Raw genomic sequence first — 22,102 nt, forward strand, 5'->3', positions numbered from 1 at the left:
ATGCACATTCAGATGCAAGACATTCATAAAGCGTTTGGAACGAATCAGGTGCTGAGCGGAGTGGATTTTGAACTAAAAGATGGTGAGGTTCATGCCCTGATGGGGGAGAATGGAGCCGGCAAATCCACGCTGATGAACATTCTGATTGGTCTTCATCAGCGTGATCAGGGAACCATTACCATAGACGGAGAAGAAAACTATTTTGCAAGTCCGAAAGAAGCAGAGAAACTGGGTATCACCTTTATCCATCAGGAGCTGAATGTATGGCCTGAAATGACGGTGCTGGATAATCTATTTATTGGTAAGGAACTGACATCATCCATGGGGTTGCTTAATACAAGACAAATGAGAGCGCTTGCCAAAGAACAGTTCGCCAAGCTTTCCGTAGACATACCACTGGAACGTCCTGCGGGAGAGTGCTCTGTCGGGCAGCAACAGATGATCGAGATTGCCAAAGCGCTAATGACAGATGCCAAGGTCATCATAATGGACGAGCCAACAGCAGCACTTACGGAGCGCGAGATCCAGAAGCTGTTTGGTGTAATCAGCTCCCTGAAGAAGGAAGGCGTATCCATCGTGTATATTTCTCACCGAATGGAGGAGATATTCACGATCTGTGACCGGATTACCATCATGCGTGACGGAAGAACGGTAGACACACAGGCTATTCCGCAGACAAGCTTTGATGAAGTGGTTAGGAAAATGGTAGGTCGTGAACTTACCGAGCGTTATCCTGTCCGGAATCCTTCTTATGGTGAAGTTGTCCTCGAAGTAAGGAATGCAAGCAGCAAAGGTCTATTCGAGAATATTAACTTCACCGTGAGAGCGGGGGAAATACTCGGTTTCTCAGGACTCATGGGTTCTGGACGAACAGAGATCATGAGAACCATCTTTGGTTTGGATACGTTGGATAGCGGTGAAATCTTCATCCGCGGCAAAAAAGCGAACATTCGCAAACCGGCAGATGCAGTGAAACATGGAATCGGGTTTATTACAGAAGACCGCAAGGATGAAGGGCTGGTATTAGACTTCTCTATTCGCGAGAATATGGCGTTGCCAAATCTGTTCAGTTTCTCAAGCAAAGGTTTCATCTCAGCTTCGAAAGAACAAGACTTTGTAGATACACTGATCAAACGTCTACAGATCAAAACACAATCCTCCGAGACGGCGGCAAGGAATCTATCGGGGGGTAACCAGCAGAAGGTGGTTATCGCGAAATGGGTTGGGATCGGACCAAGCGTTCTTATCCTGGATGAACCTACCCGCGGAGTGGATGTCGGGGCGAAGCGCGAAATCTATGAATTGATGAATGAACTGACAGACCGCGGCGTTGCAATCATCATGGTATCGTCGGAGCTACCTGAAGTGCTCGGCATGAGCGACCGGATCGCGGTTGTGCATGAGGGACACATCAGTGGCGAGGTTGCAAGGGAAGTAGCAACACAAGAACACATTATGACATTGGCCACAGGGGGACAGTGATATGACAACAATGCAGGAAAACAAAACGGCTAAAAGCGGATTCCGTTTCTCAAACGTGATACAAAAATTGGGACCGCTACTTGGCTTAATCATTCTTATTCTCATCGTATCGGTGTTGAATCCAAGTTTCTTGGAACCGCTTAATATCTTGAATTTATTGCGTCAAGTCTCGATTAATGCGCTGATTGCCTTCGGTATGACGTTTGTTATCCTGACTGGTGGAATTGATCTGTCGGTCGGCTCAATCTTGGCTTTATCCAGTGCTTTTGTAGCAAATATGATGTTGTCCGGTCTGGATCCGATCTTGTCCATCATTATCGGTGTAGCACTCGGTGGTGTCATGGGTATGGTAAACGGACTGATGATTACCAAAGGGAAAATGGCTCCGTTTATTGCTACATTGGCAACCATGACGATATTCAGAGGGTTAACGTTGGTGTACACAAATGGTAACCCAATTACAGGCCTGGGGGATAACCTGTTGTTCCAATTGTTCGGGCGCGGTTACCTGCTGGGCATTCCGGTACCTGCAATCACGATGCTGATTACCTTTATGATTCTGTGGATTGTTTTGCATAAAACGGCTTTTGGCCGCAAAACGTACGCCATCGGTGGTAATGAGAAAGCCTCCATTATCTCGGGTATCAAAGTTAATCGCGTGAAAATTATGATCTACTCCCTGACAGGTATGCTCGCTGCTCTGGCAGGTGCAATTCTGACATCGCGTTTAAATTCAGCGCAACCAACGGCAGGTACATCCTACGAGCTGGATGCAATCGCAGCAGTTGTATTGGGTGGTACAAGCCTGGCTGGAGGACGAGGACGCATCGTTGGTACACTGATCGGTGTTCTGATTATCGGCGTGTTGAATAATGGATTGAACTTGCTTGAAGTAAACTCATTTTATCAAATGGTTGTAAAAGGTATCGTCATTGCCATTGCTGTCCTGCTGGACCGCAAGAAAACAGCATAAGGAGAGAAGCGAATATGAAAAAGTGGACTGTAACACTCGTAAGTATGCTGATGATCATCGTTCTGGCCGGGTGCTCTTTGGAGCCACCGGAATGGGCTAAACCTGACCCTAACAAAAGTAACGGACAGAAGAAAATAGGTTTGTCGATATCTACACTAAACAATCCATTCTTTGTATCACTGAAGGATGGAGTCATGGCTGAAGCCAAAAAACAGGGAGTACAGGTCATCGTGGTGGATGCGCAGAACGATTCGGCCAAACAAACCAATGATGTGGATGATCTCATTCAGCAAGGCGTTAGTGCACTTCTGATTAACCCCGCGGACTCTGCAGCGATTTCCACAGCGGTTCAATCCGCTAATAGTGTGGGCATTCCTGTAATCACGCTGGATCGCTCCGCAGATAAAGGCGAAGTGGCGGCACTAGTGGCATCTGATAACGTTAAAGGTGGTCGCATGGCAGCTGAATACTTTGTTGAACAACTGGGTGAGGGAGCAAAAGTCATTGAACTTGAGGGTGTACCTGGCGCTTCCGCAACAAGAGAACGGGGTAAAGGCTTCCATGAAGTGGCTGACAAGCAACTCGATGTGGTTTCCAAACAATCTGCTGATTTCGATCGGTCCAAAGGATTAAATGTCATGGAGAATCTGCTTCAGGGTAATCCTGACGTGCAGGCCGTATTTGCCCATAATGACGAGATGGCACTTGGTGCGATTGAAGCGATTCAAAGCTCGGGTAAAGACATTCCGGTCATCGGATTCGACGGAAATGATGATGCAATCAAATCCATTAAAGATGGAAAATTGACGGCAACAGTCGCTCAGCAGCCTGTACTGATTGGACAACTGGCGCTGCAAGCTGCTTTGGATGTGCTCAGTGGCAAGCAGGTGGAGTCATCGATTCCCGCTGAATTGAAGCTGGTAACCAAGGAAAATGTGAATGAGTAAATCATCATAAAACATGTATCTTCTTGGACATGAACATAGGACTAAACCAAGCCGCTAAATTAGCGGCTTTTCTCATTTCAGAAGAAGCGTGCGGGCATCACATCAATCACATTATTGACTTTTGAAAGCATATTAAAGATGACCCAATTGATTTATGTCCACTTTATCGTTTTGGACTGCTCAAAAAGAGCTTTTTTGGATATGTATATCCAATCCATGCGTTGCTATACTAGCATGACGTTCCACACAGTCTTCACAATACATAAGGAGGAGCTAATCTCATTGATTCATTCCTGTTTGGAATAGAAAGAAGGTAGCTGACATGAAACATCTAGTAGGAGAAAATCTTCAAACTGTAAGACAGCAAATGGCACTGGCCTGCCAGGCTTCCGGTCGCAACTTAGAGGAAATTCAGTTGCTGCTCGCGACCAAAACGGTACCGCTTGAGAAACTAGAGGTAGCGATTCAAGCAGGTGAGGTTCTATTCGGAGAAAACAAAGCTCAGGAACTTCGGGACAAATTTCCACTTATGCAGCAACACGAACAGGTGGAATGGCATTTTATCGGACATCTGCAAACGAATAAAGTAAAAGACGTTGTTAAATATGTTACGCTAATCCATTCCGTAGATCGTCTGAAACTGGGTCAGGCGTTACATAACCAGCTTGTCAAAGAGAATAAGACCTTAGACATTCTTGTGCAAATTAATACGTCCTACGAAGAAAGTAAATTTGGCGCCTCTCCAGAAACAGCCGTTGAGCTTGTAGAACAGTTGTCTCAATTCGAGACATTAAACGTGAAAGGTTTAATGACCATTGGAAAACTGAATGCGACGAACGAAGAAACACGACATTGTTTTCGATTGTTAAACCAGATCCGTACACAGATTAAAGAGAAAAATATTCCACGCGTAGAAATGGATATTTTATCGATGGGTATGTCTGGTGACTTCCAAGTCGCCATTGAAGAAGGAGCTACAATGATCCGGGTAGGGACAAGTGTATTTGGTCAACGCTACTTACCGGACGAGTATTACTGGAATGAAAACACACGCATCGATGATTAAGTGAGAGGTAGTGTTAAAAATGAAGTCAGCATCCGCTTCGTTACGTGGCCGTGATTTGATATCGCCGGTGATCGCCGCTTTAATATCCGTAATTGTTAATTATGGGGGGACATTTATTCTTGTGTTTCAAGCCGCAAAAGTGGCTGGTTTAAGCCCGGAAATGACAGCTTCCTGGATTTGGTCCATCTCGATTGGGGTAGGAGTAACAGGAATTTGGCTTAGTTATCGATACAAGGAGCCGATTATTACAGCCTGGTCGACACCGGGTGTGGCGTTTCTCGTTTCAGCATTAGCGGTAACGCCTTATCCAGAAGCTATTGGCGCTTACATGATTTCGGCAGTTGGATTTATTATTTTAGGTTGGTCAGGCATGTTTGAACGTTTCGTTCGACTTATTCCCCCAGGCATCGCCTCCGGATTATTAGCAGGTATTTTGCTACAGTTTGGAATATCGGCCTTTGGAGGGGCGAAGGTAGATCCTTTGCTTGTGATTGTACTGTTTGCAGGCTATATCGTGCTAAGAAGGTTTACTTCCCGTTACGCCATTGTTGGCATATTGGTAATCGGTTTGATTTATTTGATATGTATGGGGAAAACAGACTTCAGTACGATCCAATTGGCTGTAGCATCGCCTGTATTTGTTGTTCCAGCATTTTCGTTAAATGCTTTACTTGGCGTTGCGTTACCGCTGTTCATTATTACCTTGACGGGGCAGTATATGCCCGGAATGCTTGTTTTGCGTAATGATGGTTTCAAGACAAGTGCCAATCCCATTTTGGCCGTAACAGGTTTGGGTTCGCTTCTTGCAGCCCCATTCGGGGCACATGCTTTTAATGTGGCAGCTATTACAGCAGCGATTTGTACAGGGAAGGATGCACATGAGGATTCAACGAAGCGGTATATTGCAGGTATTGCTTGTGGTGTTTTTTATATTTTTGTCGGCATTTTTGGCGTAACATTGGCTGCTCTGTTTTTGATTCTTCCTGCTACTTTTATTGCAACATTAGCGGGATTGGCCTTACTTGGAACCATCGGTGGCAGTCTTGCCAATGCATTAACGGACCCTAAGGGACGTGAAACTGCATTGATTACGTTTTTGGCGACAGCAGCGAATGTGACTTTGCTTGGTGTGGGTGGTGCATTTTGGGGACTGTTTGCAGGAATGATGGCACATCTACTGATGAATAGTAAATTTCCGGAAAAACAATTTGGATCGAATAGATAACCGTAATATTGAGAGGAAGATGTTCATGAAACATTTGGAGAAGCAAGACAAAGTATTAGGAATGGCTGTCCAGCAAGAGCTTGGAAGGCAGCAGGACACGATAGAACTGATTGCATAAGAGAATTTTGTAAGTCTAGCTGTGATGGAAGCAACAGGTTCGGTATTGACCAATAAATATGCGGAGGGGTATCCGGGCAGAAGATATTATGGCGGATGTGAGCATGTCGATACAGTCGAAGAGATAGCAAATAGCCGCCTTAAAGCACTTTTTGGCGCTGAACATGCGAATGTGCAGCCTCACTCCGGTTCTCAGGCTAACATGGCAGTATATTTTGCCTCGGTTGAGATTGGGGACACAATACTTGGCATGAATCTATCCCAAGGTGGTCATCTAACACACGGAAGTACTGTTAATTTTTCAGGGAGGTTTTACAATTTTGTTCCATATGGTGTCGATGCACAGACGGGCCGCATTGACTTTGACGAAGTACGTAAACTTGCTTATAAGTTTCGTCCACGCATGATTGTTGCAGGTGGAAGTGCATACCCGCGGACCATTGAGTTTGAATTATTTGCCCAGATTGCCGCCGAAGTGGGAGCTCTTTTCTTTGTAGATATGGCGCATATAGCAGGAATTATTGCGGCAGGTTTGCATCCTAACCCGGTACCGCATGCCCATTTTGTTTCAACTACCACACACAAGACCTTACGAGGACCACGAGGGGGAGCCATTTTGTGCCGGGAGTCGTGGGCAAAGACGATTGACAAAGCTGTATTCCCGGGGACTCAGGGCGGGCCATTCATGCACGTTATCGCGGGGAAAGCGGTGGCATTAGGTGAGGCATTGCAATCCGATTTCACAACATATATTGAAGGTGTTTTGAATAACGCCAACGTATTGGCAGAAACTTTGATGTATGAAGGGCTCACCCTTGTATCGGGAGGAACAGATAATCATATCGTGTTGGTTGACTTACGAACTATGGGCCTTACAGGCAAAGAAGCCGAAGCTTTACTGGATGAAGTAGGGATTACGGCGAATAAAAATGCAATCCCTCACGATACGGCAAGTCCTTTGGTTACAAGCGGTATTCGTTTTGGAACTCCGGCTATGACTTCAAGAGGGCTTGGAGCCAGGGAAATGAAAGAAATTGCTCAGCTGATAGGGCTTGCTTTTAAAAATCCAAAGAACTCGGATGTGAAAAAACAGATATTAGGAAATGTCCATGAAATCACTTCGCAATTTCCTCTATATGAAGGGCTTAAATAGTCTAGCAGTAGGCATATCTGTAGCCTGCAATTGTGTTCCTAAGGGATTACAATTGCAGGCTCATTTGGCTTGCTCATATTGAAAAATTACTTTTTTGAACGAAGAGATATACCTTATTTGAGATATAGGAGACGCCCTAGTAGGAGATACCTACACGAGACTGTACGTACTCATCAGAGATTAATTGATGATAAGCAAACTCTGCCGTATCGATTACAGATATAGAAGTTCCACCGTCAGGCAGATAGTCGCGCTCAACCCGGTACTTACCAAGAGATTCTCCATCAAATAAGTAGGTAGGACACACGATGGTCCATTCTAAATTTGAAGCTTTGAGAATGTTGTACATCTCCAGATGCTCCTCAGCTGCTCGAGTGGACTTACGTTTGGATTCGGAGGATTGAAAACGAAGCAAGCCAGGATCCGTTCGACTTTCCAATATTCCTGCTGTACCAATGGTAATGATTCTTTTGATACGCTCCTGAGCCATAGCCTCAATAATATGTCCCATGGATTGCGATAATGTAGTCGTTCCATCGGTACTTAAGGAACTAACAATGAGATCCACACCCTGTATGGCGTGATGAATATCCTCTTTGACTAAAGCGTTTCCTTGATGCAGAACCAAATGGTCATCGCGGATTTGTAGCTTTTCCGGGCTTCTAACCAGTGCAGTTACATGATGATTGGAACGTAGGGCATGAGAGACGAAATGACTTCCAACCCGTCCGGTCGCTCCTAATACTAAAATTTTCATCAAAAAACATCCTTTCAAATCCGATTGGAGAGCATGTTCTCCCTCATAGTACAATCTTTGCAAGTCGATCTATGCCTTCCTCAATCTGATCCTCGTCCACTTTCGCAAAACCTAATATCCATCCTTTTCGATGACTCTCCAGGCAATATCTACTAAGTGGATACACGCGTACACCTTGATTAAGGGCAGCATTCGTCAGCGCTTCTTCATCAAATGACGTTTCAGATTCCAGAAGCATATGTAATCCCGTTTCCACACCACTTAATGTAAATCGTGAGCCCAGCCCAGAAGCAACAATGGCTTTGGTCATGACTTCGTGTCTGCGTCGATATATGTTCCGAACTCTTCTCATATGGCGCATAAAATGACCACGCTCAATAAAATGAGTTAGCGTTAATTGTTCCATAATCGGCAGATGACGATAGGTTAATTCATGAACTTGGGTAAGGCGATCGATGGCTATTTTGGGACCAATGATAGCGGATAGTCGAATGCCAGGTGCAACCATTTTGGAAAAACTCATCATATAAAGCGTATTCTGAGGTTGCTGACTAAATATAGTTGGAAGTGGATCTCCACGGTACCTAAATTCGCTATCGTAGTCATCCTCAACAATCCAATATCGATGATGAGCTGCCAAGTGCATCAATTGTTGCCTGCGTGGCTCCGACATAATAACGCCAACTGCGCATTGATGAGAAGGTGTGACAAATACAAGTTTCGTCTGTGGGTGAATATGATCTACACTTAATCCATACTCATCGACTGGAATGGGATCGACTTGCATCCGGCGGTATTTCATCGCCATCCAAGCGGCAGGGAAGCCGGGATCTTCTACGGAAACTCTGTCTCCCTCACTTAAGAGTGCCTGGGCAATTAAATCAATGCTATGTTGAGCACCTGATGTTAACAAGATTTGATCAACATCGATATGAATGCCTCGTTCAAGTGACAAATAACGCTGAATCTGTTCTCTTAACGCCAGTAACCCTCTTGCATCACCATAAGCCCAAAGATCCAGATTGGGTTCAGTGGAAGCTTGTAAAAAGGATTGCCTCCAGGCTTTTGTGAAACTTTCATCCAGATAAGGCTCGTGGGGATTAAAATCAATTTCTATTTTGCGATTGTCTCTATTGCCAAACCAACTATGCAGATGACCAATCGATTCGTTTAGTGCAGGCAGTTCGGGCGGAATAGGCCCTTGCATCGTGATGCCTTCTGATGAACGAGGTGCATAGGTCCAATCACTAACCCTTGTTCCGGCCCGACGGGAAGTTACCGTATACCCTCGGCTGAATAATTCCTCGTACACAATTTGTATGGTTGAGCGTGAAACACCAATTAATTGAGCAAGTTCACGTGATGGAAGCAGCAATTCGCCTGGTTGCCATTTCCCGGTTGTGATATTATGAATCGCTTGATCCAAAAGTTGCTGCCAGATCGGGCGTTGGTCATTCCGATTAACTTTTAGCATTGCTTCAACTCCAGTGCTCATACTGACATTATGGATTGCAGTTACTTATGTAGTTATGGATGTTATTGGAAGTCCATTGATTGATATACCATTATAGCAAAAGTTTAATTTGCAAACAAAACAAAGCTGGACTAAAGCGATTTTCACCGTGTGTCCAACCTATTTGGGTTGATTCCTGCTTGGTTCATACTCGATTCATATTCAAGCCACAGACAGTTCATCTTCTTCGGTTACACTGCTGGAGTACTAACACAGAGATTCCTAATCCATAGACTAGACAGGAGAAGATGAGATTGACACGAAAGAAACGAACTTCTATCGCCGCCATAACTTTGGTGTTTGCAATGATGTCCCCAATGTCGGCCATGGCCACACCCGCTATCAGTAACGGTAGTACCCCTACGTATGATCTAACTAAAAAGGCAGTAGGCGTAAAGGCCCAGGTACTCACTGAATCATACGCTACGACAAGTGTGCAGTACGCACTGATGGATGATGGCGAGATTGTGATCTCCGGTCAGGCAGGCAAAAATGATCTGAAAAACAACATCCCGCTTTCTTCAGATACCATGTATGGCATTGGTTCAACCAGCAAAATGGTGCTCACCACCGCCGTAATGAAGCTCGTTGATCAGGGCAAGATCGATCTTGATGAGCCTGTCGTGAAGTATATTCCAGACTTTAAAATGAAAGACAAACGTTACCAACAAATCACCCCGCGCATGTTACTGAATCATTCATCCGGACTTCTCGGAACGTCAAGTAACAGTGCAATACTGTTTGGAGATAATGATACCTATGCACATGATACGTTATTGGAACAATTGGCGACGCAACATCTGAAGGCCGATCCTGGCACATACTCGGTGTATAGTAATGATGGTTTTACATTAGCTGAGATTCTGGTTGAGCGGGTCAGCGGCATGAGTTTTACCACTTTCATGCACCGGTACATAACTGAACCCCTTGGTATGGAGCATACCAAAACACCGCAGGATATTGTGGACCTTAGCCAGATGGCAGCAACATATTCCCCATCGCATGAGGAGCAACTTCCATTAGAGACTACAAATATGATTGCCTCGGGAGGCATCTATTCCACCGCTGAAGATCTGGTTCAGTTCTCGAAAATCTTTACCGGTGAGGTTGAAACTGTTCTTTCACAGGAGTCTGTAGAGGCCATGGAGCAAGAAGAATACAAGAGAGGCATGTGGCCGGAAGAAGGCGATTCGTCCATTGGCTACGGTCTGGGCTGGGACAGCGTTAACCTGTTTCCTTTTAATGATTACGGCATCCAGGCGGTAAGCAAAGGCGGCAATACAATAACCTATCACTCCTCATTGATTGTATTACCGGAATATAACATGGCTGCTGCCGTAACCTCTTCGGGTGGTCACAGCTCAACCGATCAATTGCTGGCAACTGAACTGTTGCTTGGTGCGCTCGAGGAAAAAAAAATTATTTCAGAGCGTAAGCCGGAGAAGTCACATGGTGCACCGGTAAAAGCAACCATGCCGAAGGAACTTACACAGCATACGGGTACGTATGGCGGTGGTGCAAACATGTTATTGAACTTGACTGTGAAGGATGGCGGACAATTGACGATATCTAATCTGTCGTCTCCTAACAGCACTGATCAGACATATACGTACACCATTGATGGCTCATTTGTTAATGATGCGGGTACGGAAAAGCTGAAGTTCGTTCACGAAGTCAATGGGAACACATACTTGTGGTCTCGCTCATATCAGTATGTTCCCGGACTTGGACAAGTTGCTTCCTCGGAATATAGGGCAGAAAAGCTTGAAACTAATGAATTGTCTGCAGAAGTAAAAGCAGCATGGCAGAAACGGGAAGGTAAAGCATACGTGTTGGTTAATGAAAAATACACATCAACATTGTACAATGCAGCTATGCCGATGATTCCCATTCATACTTTTAATGAGCTGCCTGGTTATATCTACACCAATAAAATCATTGGAGCTAACCAAGCCGTAAACCAATTGCAAATTCCTGGATTAGCGGGACGTGACACAATGGAGTTCAATTTCTATGAGGAAAATGGTGTGGAATACGTTACAGCTGGTGGCAACGTTTATGCTGCTCAAGAAATTATCAAACCGATCTATACGGGAAAACAATCGAAGACAACCATTCAAGCGAATGGCCATGCCACATGGTTTTCAATTCCGGCATCCGTTGCAGGTAAAAAAATGACGGTCAAGATGTCTTCAAACAGCGGATTTGCTGTATATAACCAAGCGGGTGTAGGCATTAATCATACAGTGGTCAGTGGACAAAACGAAATTGTGTTGCCTGAGAACGGAACCATTGTGTTCGCGGGTGAAGCTGGTTCGAAGTTCGAGATTGTATTGACAACCAGAGCAAATTAATAGATGATAAAAAAACTGTACAACAAAAAGTCGCGGAAATCGCGGCTTTTTTTGAGTTTTAAATTTTAAATAATACGTTTTAAAGTAAATGTACCTTTTTCAGATTTGCGATGTAATATTGGGTTTCGTAAAGCTTACCTAAAGGGTAAGTATTAAAAGGACTTTTACTGGTTGGAAAAAAATGATGGAGGAAAATGTTGCAAGTGGAAAGGCAAAGCATTGATTGTTAATATACAGTAAATAATAACAATCAAATATGCAGAAGATCGACAAAAAGTTTAATAGCAATACCGATTCCAAAGAAAATAATGATTATTCGGACAACACCGAGACGGGGAGGACACATGAAAACAACGAAGATCTCATTTTTTATACTTTCACTGATGCTGCTCCTGGTGAGCGGTCTATCAGGGTGGGTTGGGAACACTGCTGCAGCATCCGATTCCGGTAAGACTTATGTTATCGGGACTGATGTCACATTTGCTCCATTCGAATATGAAGATGAGAATGGTAATTTTGTTGGTATCGATATGGATTTGCTGGATGCCATCGCCAAGGACCAAAATTTCAAGTATCAAATTAAATCTCTGGGATTTAACGCAGCTGTACAGGCACTTGAGGCGAATCAAGTCGATGGTGTGATCGCAGGGATGAGTATTACGGATGAAAGAAAAGCGAAATTTGATTTTTCTGATACTTATTTTGAATCAGGTGTCGTTATGGGTGTTAGTGCCAACAATGACACAATTAAGAGTTATGAAGACCTTCGTGGACAGAAGGTAGCCGTGAAAACCGGAACAGAAGGGTTTAGTTTTGCAGAGTCCATCGCTTCAGAGTACGGATTTACGATCGTTCCGTTCGATGAGTCATACCAAATGTATGAAGACGTAAAAACTGGTAATTCCGTAGCCTGTTTTGAAGATTATCCTGTACTGGCCTATGGGGTCAATCAGAAAAACGGCTTGAAAATTGTTACTGACAAAGAAGAAGGGGCTCCTTATGGATTTGCAGTAAGCAAAGGGAAAAACCAGGAGCTTCTGGAGATGTTTAATACAGGTCTAGCCAATATCAAAGCTAACGGTGAATATAAGCGCATTACCGAGAAATATCTTGGTGAGAACGCTCCGACTGTTGCTAATCAGAGTCGTTGGGAGCTCATTCAAAAATCTCTTCCTGCACTTTTTAAAGGTCTGGGAAACACACTTATATACACAATTGTGTCCCTGTTCTTCGCGTTTATCATCGGTCTGATTTTCGGATTTATGAAGGTGGGACAGAATAAATTCCTTCGTGGTGTTGCCACCGTATTTGTGGATATCTTCCGCGGCATTCCGCTGATTGTCCTGGCATTCTTTATCTATTTCGGGATACCACAGGCGATGGGTTTCACGATGCCATTGTTCTTGGCGGCTATTCTGACACTTAGTCTGAACGCAGGAGCATATGTAACTGAGATTATCCGAGGCGGGATTCAATCGATTGATCGTGGTCAGATGGAAGCTGCCCGTTCATTGGGACTTCCTTATCGCAAAGCAATGATTAAGATTGTCATTCCGCAAGCAGTGCGGGTTATGATACCTTCCTTCATTAACCAAATGGTTATTACGTTGAAGGATACGTCAATCTTATCCGTCATTGGTCTCGTAGAGTTGACGCAATCAGGAAAAATTGTTATTGCAAGAACGTTCTCCTCTTTTGACATTTGGTTAACGGTTGCTGTTATGTATCTGATTGTTATCATCACACTGACCAAAATTGCTGATTATCTGGAGGTGAAGGTTCGTCGTGGCTAAAATTAAAGTTGAAGGTCTGAAAAAAAGTTTCGGCACCAATCAGGTTCTTAAGGGAATTGATGTGGCTGTCAGCGAAGGTGAAGTGGTCTGTGTCATCGGGCCTTCCGGTTCAGGAAAAAGTACTTTCTTGCGCTGCATCAACCAATTGGAAGATATCACAGCTGGTCGAGTTATCGTGGATGATCAGGATCTCAATGATCCTAAAACCAACATTAATAAAGCACGTGAAAATATCGGCATGGTGTTTCAACATTTTAACTTATTCCCTCATTTTAACGTCTTGAAAAATATAACGTTTGCGCCAAGAGAATTAGGGGTTTTAAACGCAGAAGAGGCTCGAAAAACGGGCCTTAGCCTACTCGATCGTGTCGGGTTGTCTGATAAAGCGGATAGTTTCCCCAGTCAACTCTCGGGTGGGCAAAAACAACGTGTTGCTATCGCTCGTGCGCTTGCCATGAACCCGGATGTCATGTTATTTGATGAACCGACCTCGGCGCTTGACCCAGAGATGGTAGGCGAAGTTTTGGGGGTTATGAAAGATCTTGCGAGCGAGGGCATGACGATGATTATTGTTACTCATGAGATGGGTTTTGCACGTGAAGTAGCTGATCGTGTCATCTTCATGGACGGTGGTTATATTGTAGAGCAGGGTACCCCTGAACAGATATTTGGAAATCCGAAGAATGAACGGACGATCAGCTTTTTGGAAAAGGTACTCTAGAACTGATCAAGACTATACAGTTATCACATTGAAAGTCGCTATTTAAGCGGCTTTTTTTGTTATATTTATGAGGTGATTTAATATATTTGAATACCGTCCAAATCTAGCAAGAAAGAGAGGTCTGTCCTCCATGGATAATGTGTCACAAGAAGATCAACTTGAATCGATCAAAGCCTTTCAATCAACCATCCGCAAATCGGAAAATGCCTTAGTGAATATGACTCAGAATAGGAATAACACGACATTGTTACAGAAACGTCTCCAAGCTTTTTACATCGGCCTCGCACTGTTGGATAAACAGTGGAATCAAAAAGCTCATTCATACACCAAGGAAGATATAGCAGAAGCCCGTCTTGTCTTGATTGGATTGTTTCCATCCCTTGAGAGCATGTATGCCAAGTCCAAAGAAGGTAGCCCTCAAAAGACTCTTCTGGAAAGAAGGATTAAAGCATTTCATCTGGCCGTTCAAGCCATGGATGATCTCGCAATTTAAGTATTCCAACATTCTGCTTATTTTGATTGAAACCACTGAAAATGGTTTACGTATCATTGTTTTGACGGGAAGACTGGGTATGCGTAATTGACCATGGATACACATATGTCTATCGAATGGAGAATGATCATGGAAGAAGAAACGAATCAAGCAGGATTACCCGGAGAGCAGATCAACTCAATGAATGCTATGGTGTATGATACTTACGGAACCCCAGACGTACTTCGATTGGAGAAGGTGCCCATTCCTGTGCCTAAAGATCACGAAGTGTTAATTGAGGTCTATGCCACTTCGGTAAATTCATGGGATTGGGATCTATTGCGCGGGAAACCACTCGTTAACCGTATCGGCGCGGCAAGGCAGCCTCGTTATCGAATTCTTGGCGCAGATGTGGCAGGGCGCGTAATCGCCGTTGGAGCTTCTGCTACACGGTTCAAACCAGGAGACGAGGTGTTCGGAGATCTTTCCGGTTGCGGGTGGGGTGGATTCGCGGAATATGTATGTGCAGCTGAGAAGGCCTTGACACCCAAACCCGCCGGTATCAACTATGTGCAAGCGGCAGCTATTCCTCAGGCAGCCGTTTTGGCTTTGCAAGGTTTACGTGATCGGGGAGAGCTGCAAAAGGGACAGCGTGTTCTGATTAATGGCGCAGGTGGTGGAGTCGGGACATTTGCCATCCAATATGCCAAATTGCTTGGGGCTGAGGTGACTGGCGTTGACAGTGCTGAAAAGCTCGACATGTTGCATGCTGTGGGGGCTGACTATGTGTTGGATTATAGGAAAGCGAATTTCACTGCAGTAGGTGTACAATACGACCTGATTCTGGATGTCATTGGGAAGCATTCGGTTTTTGCTTTGAAACGTGCACTAGTTAGCGGAGGCAGGTACGTGATGATCGGAGGTCCAATGCCGCAAATTCTTCTCAATCTGATCTGTGCACCGTTCATTGCCAAATTTGAACATAAGAAAATAATGCTTCTCATCCATAAACCGAATCATGAGGATCAAGAGGTATGGAGAGAACTTGTTGAATCAGGCCATGTCTTGCCGATTGTTCACCGCGAGTACGCATTAAATGAAGCAGCTCAGGCCATCCAAGATATTGGAGAAGGTCGTGTGAAAGGAAAAGCCGTCATCTCCATCAAGAAAATAGATTTATGAATAGAAGGGCATCATGAAGGTAGCTTGTCATTCGATATCAAAATTATAAGATCATATTTCCTTCGAGGTCGCTAAGTTAGCGGCTTTTTTTGTGCGTTCAAGTATTATTGGAAATATACCTTGACAACAACAAGCTCATTAATTATTATTTCATCCATGACTGTGATTACTGACATCCAGAGAGGAGGTATATAGACATGTCCATTAGCAGCAATCTTAGCAGTAAAGAAAAATTAATGTTGACGGCTATCGATTTAATTTCAAAAAAAGGCTATAAAAGTGTGACGACACAGGAAATAGCCACAACAGCCGGACTAAGTGAGAAAACCTTGTTTCGTCTCTTTGGAACCAAACAAAACTTGTTAGAGACTGCCTTTGACCAATATCATTATGCAGAAGAGATGACCAGAATCTTCAATGAAAAACTCGTATGGGACCTGTATACAGATTTGTTGCTAATCAGCAAGACATATCATAATATCATGAACCGTAATCGAAAATTGTTTATGATTAGCCTGAAAGAAGTAGAGAATCTACCCGGTTATAGAGAGAGAACGGTAAAGCATCCTCAACAACTTTTGGATATTTTAACCAATTACTTTAATATCATGTATGATAAAGGAAAGTTGGCTAAAATCAATCCTGAACTGCAAGCTTTTTCATTCATGTCATTGAATTATGGCGTATTCATAAATAATCTCGAAGAAGAAGTGCTTTTTCCAGGGCTCTCATTGGAAGGCATCATTACAGAGAGTGTATGGACGTTTACTAGGGCATTAACTCCCTAGTTTTTTTAAGCTTTTTAATGACAGTAAGTACTGACAGACTAAATATATTCAAAAGAATTGAGGAGAGTATGATGAACACCAATAAAGAAGCGTTATTACTCCGTGTTCTTGTTTTCACACTGATTATATCAGTCATGAATGGAATGATGTTTAATGTTGTATTACCTGTGATTGGTGAAGAGTTCCAACTTACTGCTTCTCAAGCGAGCTGGATCGTTACAGGTTATTTAGTTGTATATGCGATTGGTACAGTGACTTACGGGAAACTTACCGATAAATACAGCATGAAGGTTCTAATTTCGTTTGGTCTTTGGATATTGGCAGCAGGCTCTCTTCTGGGGATTGTGGCAACAGAGTATTGGATGGTTATTATCGCACGGATCGTACAGGCTGCTGGTGCAGCGGTCATACCTGCATTGGCCATGATTATTCCCGTTCGATACTTCGCACCGGAGAAACGCGGCCAAGCCTTGGGTACCTCTGCCATTGGTATAGCTCTTGGAAATGCCCTTGCTCCGATCGTGGCCGGATTTGTATCGAACGCTTTGAGTTGGGAATTTCTTTTTGTAATCCCATTACTTTCTCTTGCTACGCTTCCTTTTTATCGAAAATACCTGGATGAAGAAAAAGGCGGCAGTGAAAAAATGGATTATTTGGGTGGAGCGTTATTAGCAGGAACAGTTGCTACACTGTTGCTCTCATTAACCCAATCTAATGCATGGTTTCTATTAACAGGAATGGTCTTATTAATACTGTTCATCATGCGTATTCGTTATGCGGAAGTGCCGTTTGTAAAACCGGCCGTATTTCAAAACAAGGCATATTCAGCTGGAATGGGAATTGCATTCCTTCTGGTCGCTATCAGTCCTGCTATTCCATTTACTACGCCACAATTGCTCTCGGAAGTACATGGTCTATCTCCAGCATTGACAGGTGTCATTATGCTACCTTCTGCGCTCGTAGCTGCACTTCTCGGACGCAGAGGTGGAAGGCTTGCGGATGAAAAAGGGAATCCTTTTTTACTGTATACGGCATCTTCACTACTTGTTGTTGGTTTTATAAGCTTATCGTTCGTTGTAGGTGCTGCACCGGTCTTGATTTCCTTTTTTCTTGTTTTTGGTGTTCTGGGTCAGTCTTATATGCAAATTGCGGTATCAAATACCATTGCTCAGACGCTTCCCAAAGAGCAAATTGGAATAGGGATGGGGTTGCTATCCATGTTTAACTTCATTGCAGTGTCTGTGTCTACTGCTGCCCTAGGAAAGGTGCTTGACGGGGGAACAGACACGCTTCAACTTAACCCTCTGATTCAAGATAAGACAGCTTTTGTGTACAGTAATATATTTATTGTGCTCGCCTTGTTTGTTATTGCGATAACTATGCTATATGTGCTTCAGTTTGGACGTATGTCCAAAACTGTTCATCATTCGAGTTCATCTTAACGATGAACAAGATATGAGAGAGAGGTCTGTCTATTTAAAACGACAGACCTCTCTTTTTCTTTTGGAAGCTTAGGAAAAGCGATAGAGACGCACACCGTGCGAAGGTACAGTCGTAACTAAGGAATTCTTTGTAAATTCAGCTGCTTCTTGGCTCCACAATTCAGTACCTTCGGTAATGCCGGACAGTCCGACCTCATCAATGGACAGATTCACAGGTAGAGCATTCTCACCGATGTTAAACACAGCCACGTAAGACGAGCCATCCGCATGCTGGGCAGTCCACACAATAAGATCGTCTTTGCGTAAGGCTTCTTTGGCTCCGTAACTCTCACGATGCATTCGCAGAACCTCACGATTGGTTAACAGGGATAGTGTCCAGTCATCATTATCTCGCAGTTCACCACCAAAAATGAGCGGGGAACGGAAGATACTCCACAGTGACATCATCGTCAATTGCTCGTCAGGCGTGAACCGAGTCCAACGATCTGCTCCACCACCGTCTACAGAACGGATACCGATATGACCCAAAGGCAACATATCACAGTCTGGCCAGCAGCCTGCTTGAGGAACGCCCTGCCACGTCTGGCAGCGGTCGAACATATCCAATAACAGCGGCCAAAGGTCCCAGAAATCGTCCGTGACACGCCACATGTTGGCATGATCAGCTAAGAATTCTGAGTATTCCACCGGAGCTGGGCCAGGAGAGAGACTTAGTACCATGGGCCGACCTGAGCGCTCAATCGCTTTGGATATCATTTCGATCTCGGGCTGATGGGTGTCATAGAGCCTTGAAGCAGCAATATCGTCTACCTTCACCAAGTCAACGCCCCATTGTGCATACAGTTCAAAAAGGGAATCGTAGTAGGCTTGTGCGCCTTCTTTCGAGCTATCGACACCATACATATCTGTATTCCACGGACAGATGGAGTTCGGATGAGCAATATCGCGCGCAGTGGCGGTTGTACCCAGGATCGGAGTAGCCGCATGTGCAGCTTGACGTGGAATACCGCGCATGATGTGAATGCCAAATTGCAGCCCAAGACTATGGACGTAGTCGGCTAATGGCTTAAATCCCTGTCCACCTGCAGCGGAGGGAAACCGATTCTCGGCAGGCATAAGCCGCGAATATTCATCCATGATGAGTGGAACGAACGGACGATATTGCGAAGAATTGGCCAAAGGCTCGTACCATTGAATGTCGACCGTAATATAGCTCCAGCCGAAGTCTTTAAGATGTTCTGCCATGTACTCGGCGTTGCCACGAATTTCGTCTTCCGTAACGGCCGCGCCGTAACAATCCCAGCTGTTCCAGCCAAGCGGTGGAGTTGATGCTGCAAGCGTATGATTCATGGGAATGCTCCTTTATGGATTAATTATTGCTCTCGCACAATTCATCATAATAAAGGATTTTATTAATATCTACAGTAATGTTGAGTGTGGAATAGCAAAATATTGCGGTTAATCGAAGAACAATTTACGGTACACAAGGCTTTCTCCGCCACTGCGAAATTCACCTGGCGTAACGCCTGTTATGCTGCGAAAGGCTTTGATAAAATAACTTCCGCTGGAATACCCGACTTGCTCGGCGATGACTTCTATGCTAAGAGTAGTTCCACGCAGCAGTTCCATTGCTTTCTCGGTACGTACACGAGTCAGATAAACACCTGGCGTCAAGCCCGTACTGGAGGAAAAGCGACGTATAAAGTGATATTTGGAAAGGGAAACATGCTCCGCGAGCTGATCCATACTGATCATCTTGGAGTAGTTGTTTTCTATGTATTCCACGGCTATTTGAATGCTTTTAGACCAATTTTCCCTGTTGCGCAATGTTGTTTTCTGTAATCGAGTCAATTCTGTCATGAACTGATATACGCTCGATGATGCGATCAGAGGATCAGTGATTCTGCCTGCCGCCGCATCAGTCACGATCATCCGCAACAGTCGGATGGGTGTACAATCAGCGGGTAAATAGGGAACTTCTCCGGCTTCCCGAAGGAATTTTCGCCAATGGGGCAGAATAAGAGTGGGCCTGAACAGCAGGAACAGAAACGCCCAAGGTTCTTTGGATGCTGAATGATAGTAATAGCGATGTGACCCTGGAATTTCCGCTAAAAAAGCTTGTCCTGCGGTAACCTGATGAATGCGATTATTCGACTCAAATACACCTTCACCCGAAATTGTATATTGGAATAACAGGAGAGGCCCGTCCGAACGTTCGAGTCCATCCCAATGATAAGAAGGATCGGTTATTGAATCACATCCAGCCGCATACAGTACACACAATTGGAGCTCCTTGTTTTCCGCAAATCGAAACCCATAGGTTCCTCTAGGGATATTCATGTCAGCACTCCTTGTTGCCCTGAATTTTTACTGCGCTCCGCGAATGAAAATATCTACTAGTCTTTGGCCTAGTGAAAAATTGGAACCATATTTATGCAGGTTATCTTCCCGATTACCCATTAACATCAATGTCGAGAAGGTCTCTGCCAGGAAAAACGGATCGTCCGTCCGCAGTCTGTTTTCATCCATTGCCCGTTGGAAATGAGAGGCTAACACTTCGTGAATCTGATGTTCCGCGTTGCGTATATCCTGAATTTGAGCTGGTTCAAGAAAAGGTTCAGCTTCTCTGAGCATGGTTTCAATCTCCGCATGTGGATTGCCCAGTCTGGCCTCTGCCAGACGAACAAGCCCCGACTCCAGATTCTCGGCTTGATCAAGGATATGCGAGGTTAACCGGCTCACATTCTGTAGCATCGTTGTAAAGGCAACCTTAAAAAGCTCTGGTTTGCTGGTGAAATGATAATAAATGGTTGGTTTTGATACGCTACATGTTTTGCCAATTTGCTGAAGCGTGACTGTTTCGTAGCCATACTCCATGAATAACTGTGAAGCAGTTTGAATAATGGTTTGCTGAATTGAGATATCGTCGTTGCCATGTTTGGGTCTTCCAGGCAATCGTTTGGGTGATTTTTCTGTCATTGAACTTCCCTCCATGAATATTTTATGACAAATAACGATAGTAAGCAAAATCATCTTGTAATTATACTTACCGGTAAGTATAATTATGGAGAGTTAAAAAAGACATATCATTATCCTCAATACTAAGGTGGTTTTAAGGTTGAAAACGACACAACGTACTAACAAATGGAAAAAAATAATCATGTGGACCATCTTGTCCATCGTTGTCATCGTGGCCGGCGTTTACGTATATCTCAATTCGGTTACGTATAGTCCCTCTGAGCGAGCTGAAACGGCGATGACAAGTGATGCTCAGGTTAATGTCGCCAAGATTAAGGACGGTTACCGATTTGAACCCGTGGGTACAGAGATAACCAAACCGAATATTATTTTTTATCCAGGCGGTCTGGTTGAACCTGAAAGTTATTCTCCACTTGCCAGAGAAATGGCAGAACAGGGTCACCGCGTATATATCGCGAACATGCCAATAAACTTGGCGATTTTCGGTCAGAACAAGGCTGATTCCTTTATCGAGGAACATCCTGACGAAGCGTTTGTTATTGGTGGCCATTCTTTGGGAGGGTCATTTGCATCACGGTATGCTGCGGAGCACAATGAGAAGTTGGAAGGTGTCTTTTTCATGGCTTCTTATGCAGATGAAGGAGGTAGCTTGAAGAATACGGATTTGTCTATCTTACAAATTACAGGCTCGGATGACGGAGTGCTTAATAGAGAAGACTGGGAGAACTCCAAAGCAAATCTTCCGGAAGACACGACATATGTGAGTATTGAGGGAGGAAATCACGGTCAATTTGGCTCATACGGCATGCAAAAAGGAGATAATCAACCTGCAATTACAGAAGAAAAGCAGTTGGAAGAGGTAGTTATAGCCCTAGAGAACTGGATGGGTAAATTAAAATAATGTACTAATTGAATGTGTTGAATGGTAATGATCATGGTACGATTAAAGTCGCTATTTTAGCGGCTTTTTTTGTTGTAGAATAAGAATAATGCTTCAATGGAGCAGAGCAGACTTAGCTGCTTTTAGCGATTGGATTTGTCTCAATGATTGGTTTATAGAATTGCTTTAATTACCACAAATCGTTAACATTAGAAGCATTGTCATCGAAATAGCACCAAAATGGAAGACAGCAAGAGC

The 22,102-nt window shown here is 44.1% G+C and carries 18 protein-coding genes and 1 pseudogene; 14 read left to right on the plus strand and 5 right to left on the minus strand.

Annotated features, from left to right (window positions below; genetic code table 11):
* The 6 genes and pseudogenes from J2X75_RS07015 (at window position 1) to J2X75_RS07040 (ending at window position 6,963) form a co-directional block, all read left to right on the plus strand.
* Complete coding sequence (locus J2X75_RS07015) at window positions 1-1,482, plus strand: sugar ABC transporter ATP-binding protein (protein ID WP_310335269.1); 1,482 nt, start codon at window positions 1-3, stop codon at window positions 1,480-1,482.
* Between the two features lie 10 nt (window positions 1,483-1,492).
* On the plus strand, window positions 1,493-2,455 hold the full coding sequence (locus J2X75_RS07020; protein ID WP_370511443.1) for an ABC transporter permease subunit: 963 nt from the start codon (window positions 1,493-1,495) through the stop codon (window positions 2,453-2,455).
* 14 nt (window positions 2,456-2,469) lie between these two features.
* Complete coding sequence (rbsB, locus tag J2X75_RS07025) at window positions 2,470-3,402, plus strand: ribose ABC transporter substrate-binding protein RbsB (protein ID WP_307536617.1); 933 nt, start codon at window positions 2,470-2,472, stop codon at window positions 3,400-3,402.
* A 322-nt stretch (window positions 3,403-3,724) separates the two neighbouring features.
* The gene (locus tag J2X75_RS07030; RefSeq protein WP_149846666.1) at window positions 3,725-4,468 is read left to right on the plus strand and encodes a YggS family pyridoxal phosphate-dependent enzyme; all 744 of its coding nucleotides are present in this window, start codon (window positions 3,725-3,727) and stop codon (window positions 4,466-4,468) included.
* A gap of 19 nt (window positions 4,469-4,487) precedes the next feature.
* On the plus strand, window positions 4,488-5,693 hold the full coding sequence (locus J2X75_RS07035) for a benzoate/H(+) symporter BenE family transporter (RefSeq protein WP_310335272.1): 1,206 nt from the start codon (window positions 4,488-4,490) through the stop codon (window positions 5,691-5,693).
* Window positions 5,694-5,718: 25 nt separating this feature from the next.
* Window positions 5,719-6,963: pseudogene (locus tag J2X75_RS07040) on the plus strand (serine hydroxymethyltransferase).
* A 136-nt stretch (window positions 6,964-7,099) separates the two neighbouring features.
* On the opposite strand, the gene J2X75_RS07045 reads toward J2X75_RS07040, so the two are convergent.
* Window positions 7,100-7,720, minus strand: coding sequence for an NAD(P)-dependent oxidoreductase (locus J2X75_RS07045; RefSeq protein WP_310335274.1), 621 nt, complete (start codon window positions 7,718-7,720; stop codon window positions 7,100-7,102).
* Between the two features lie 43 nt (window positions 7,721-7,763).
* The gene (gene pdxR / locus J2X75_RS07050) at window positions 7,764-9,194 is read right to left on the minus strand and encodes a MocR-like pyridoxine biosynthesis transcription factor PdxR (RefSeq protein ID WP_310335275.1); all 1,431 of its coding nucleotides are present in this window, start codon (window positions 9,192-9,194) and stop codon (window positions 7,764-7,766) included.
* A 287-nt stretch (window positions 9,195-9,481) separates the two neighbouring features.
* On the opposite strand from pdxR, the gene J2X75_RS07055 reads away from it, so the two are divergent.
* The 7 genes from J2X75_RS07055 to J2X75_RS07085 all read left to right on the plus strand — a co-directional run bounded on the left by J2X75_RS07055 (window position 9,482) and on the right by J2X75_RS07085 (window position 17,985).
* A complete protein-coding gene (locus J2X75_RS07055; RefSeq protein WP_310335277.1) occupies window positions 9,482-11,587 on the plus strand; it encodes a serine hydrolase domain-containing protein in 2,106 nt (701 codons plus the stop codon).
* Window positions 11,588-11,931: 344 nt separating this feature from the next.
* Window positions 11,932-13,380: an amino acid ABC transporter substrate-binding protein/permease gene (locus J2X75_RS07060; protein WP_310335279.1), complete on the plus strand. Its 1,449-nt coding sequence runs from the start codon at window positions 11,932-11,934 to the stop codon at window positions 13,378-13,380.
* Window positions 13,373-14,101, plus strand: a complete 729-nt coding sequence (locus tag J2X75_RS07065; protein WP_091016318.1) for an amino acid ABC transporter ATP-binding protein — start codon at window positions 13,373-13,375, stop codon at window positions 14,099-14,101. Before J2X75_RS07060 ends, J2X75_RS07065 begins: the two co-directional genes overlap by 8 nt.
* 130 nt (window positions 14,102-14,231) lie before the next feature.
* Complete coding sequence (locus J2X75_RS07070) at window positions 14,232-14,594, plus strand: hypothetical protein (RefSeq protein ID WP_310335281.1); 363 nt, start codon at window positions 14,232-14,234, stop codon at window positions 14,592-14,594.
* A 129-nt stretch (window positions 14,595-14,723) separates the two neighbouring features.
* Window positions 14,724-15,755 carry an NAD(P)-dependent alcohol dehydrogenase gene (locus J2X75_RS07075; protein WP_310335282.1) on the plus strand — a complete coding sequence of 344 codons (1,032 nt, stop codon included), beginning with the start codon at window positions 14,724-14,726 and terminating at the stop codon, window positions 15,753-15,755.
* Window positions 15,756-15,952: 197 nt separating this feature from the next.
* Window positions 15,953-16,543 carry a TetR/AcrR family transcriptional regulator gene (locus J2X75_RS07080; RefSeq protein WP_124114684.1) on the plus strand — a complete coding sequence of 197 codons (591 nt, stop codon included), beginning with the start codon at window positions 15,953-15,955 and terminating at the stop codon, window positions 16,541-16,543.
* 68 nt (window positions 16,544-16,611) lie between these two features.
* Entirely contained in the window at window positions 16,612-17,985 is a 1,374-nt protein-coding gene (locus tag J2X75_RS07085) for an MFS transporter (protein ID WP_397383208.1), read from the plus strand.
* A 69-nt stretch (window positions 17,986-18,054) separates the two neighbouring features.
* Here J2X75_RS07085 and J2X75_RS07090 read toward each other — a convergent pair whose 3' ends face one another.
* The 3 genes from J2X75_RS07090 to J2X75_RS07100 form a co-directional block, all read right to left on the minus strand.
* Window positions 18,055-19,335 carry a glycoside hydrolase family 27 protein gene (locus tag J2X75_RS07090; RefSeq protein ID WP_307536589.1) on the minus strand — a complete coding sequence of 427 codons (1,281 nt, stop codon included), beginning with the start codon at window positions 19,333-19,335 and terminating at the stop codon, window positions 18,055-18,057.
* Window positions 19,336-19,443: 108 nt separating this feature from the next.
* Window positions 19,444-20,325, minus strand: a complete 882-nt coding sequence (locus tag J2X75_RS07095) for an AraC family transcriptional regulator (RefSeq protein ID WP_310335287.1) — start codon at window positions 20,323-20,325, stop codon at window positions 19,444-19,446.
* Window positions 20,326-20,352: 27 nt separating this feature from the next.
* Window positions 20,353-20,964 (minus strand): TetR/AcrR family transcriptional regulator, encoded by a 612-nt coding sequence (locus tag J2X75_RS07100; protein ID WP_150367254.1) that lies wholly within the window; start codon window positions 20,962-20,964, stop codon window positions 20,353-20,355.
* 139 nt (window positions 20,965-21,103) lie between these two features.
* On the opposite strand from J2X75_RS07100, the gene J2X75_RS07105 reads away from it, so the two are divergent.
* Entirely contained in the window at window positions 21,104-21,865 is a 762-nt protein-coding gene (locus J2X75_RS07105; protein WP_310335290.1) for an alpha/beta fold hydrolase, read from the plus strand.
* Window positions 21,866-22,102: the final 237 nt, after the last annotated feature.

Origin of the sequence: Paenibacillus sp. 2003 (assembly GCF_031455635.1) — a bacterium.
Taxonomy (GTDB): domain Bacteria; phylum Bacillota; class Bacilli; order Paenibacillales; family Paenibacillaceae; genus Paenibacillus; species Paenibacillus amylolyticus_B.

Bases quoted from the DNA above. Each gene is read 5' to 3' on its own strand.
- J2X75_RS07030 (WP_149846666.1), top strand. From the start codon at position 3,725: ATGAAACATCTAGTAGGAGAAAATCTTCAAACTGTAAGACAGCAAATG.
- J2X75_RS07055 (WP_310335277.1), top strand. From the start codon at position 9,482: ATGAGATTGACACGAAAGAAACGAACTTCTATCGCCGCCATAACTTTG.
- J2X75_RS07100 (WP_150367254.1), bottom strand. From the start codon at position 20,964: ATGACAGAAAAATCACCCAAACGATTGCCTGGAAGACCCAAACATGGC.
- J2X75_RS07080 (WP_124114684.1), top strand. From the start codon at position 15,953: ATGTCCATTAGCAGCAATCTTAGCAGTAAAGAAAAATTAATGTTGACG.
- J2X75_RS07020 (WP_370511443.1), top strand. From the start codon at position 1,493: ATGCAGGAAAACAAAACGGCTAAAAGCGGATTCCGTTTCTCAAACGTG.
- J2X75_RS07015 (WP_310335269.1), top strand. From the start codon at position 1: ATGCACATTCAGATGCAAGACATTCATAAAGCGTTTGGAACGAATCAG.
- J2X75_RS07095 (WP_310335287.1), bottom strand. From the start codon at position 20,325: ATGAATATCCCTAGAGGAACCTATGGGTTTCGATTTGCGGAAAACAAG.
- pdxR (WP_310335275.1), bottom strand. From the start codon at position 9,194: ATGCTAAAAGTTAATCGGAATGACCAACGCCCGATCTGGCAGCAACTT.
- rbsB (WP_307536617.1), top strand. From the start codon at position 2,470: ATGAAAAAGTGGACTGTAACACTCGTAAGTATGCTGATGATCATCGTT.
- J2X75_RS07070 (WP_310335281.1), top strand. From the start codon at position 14,232: ATGGATAATGTGTCACAAGAAGATCAACTTGAATCGATCAAAGCCTTT.
- J2X75_RS07075 (WP_310335282.1), top strand. From the start codon at position 14,724: ATGGAAGAAGAAACGAATCAAGCAGGATTACCCGGAGAGCAGATCAAC.
- J2X75_RS07060 (WP_310335279.1), top strand. From the start codon at position 11,932: ATGAAAACAACGAAGATCTCATTTTTTATACTTTCACTGATGCTGCTC.
- J2X75_RS07085 (WP_397383208.1), top strand. From the start codon at position 16,612: ATGATGAACACCAATAAAGAAGCGTTATTACTCCGTGTTCTTGTTTTC.
- J2X75_RS07090 (WP_307536589.1), bottom strand. From the start codon at position 19,335: ATGAATCATACGCTTGCAGCATCAACTCCACCGCTTGGCTGGAACAGC.
- J2X75_RS07045 (WP_310335274.1), bottom strand. From the start codon at position 7,720: ATGAAAATTTTAGTATTAGGAGCGACCGGACGGGTTGGAAGTCATTTC.
- J2X75_RS07035 (WP_310335272.1), top strand. From the start codon at position 4,488: ATGAAGTCAGCATCCGCTTCGTTACGTGGCCGTGATTTGATATCGCCG.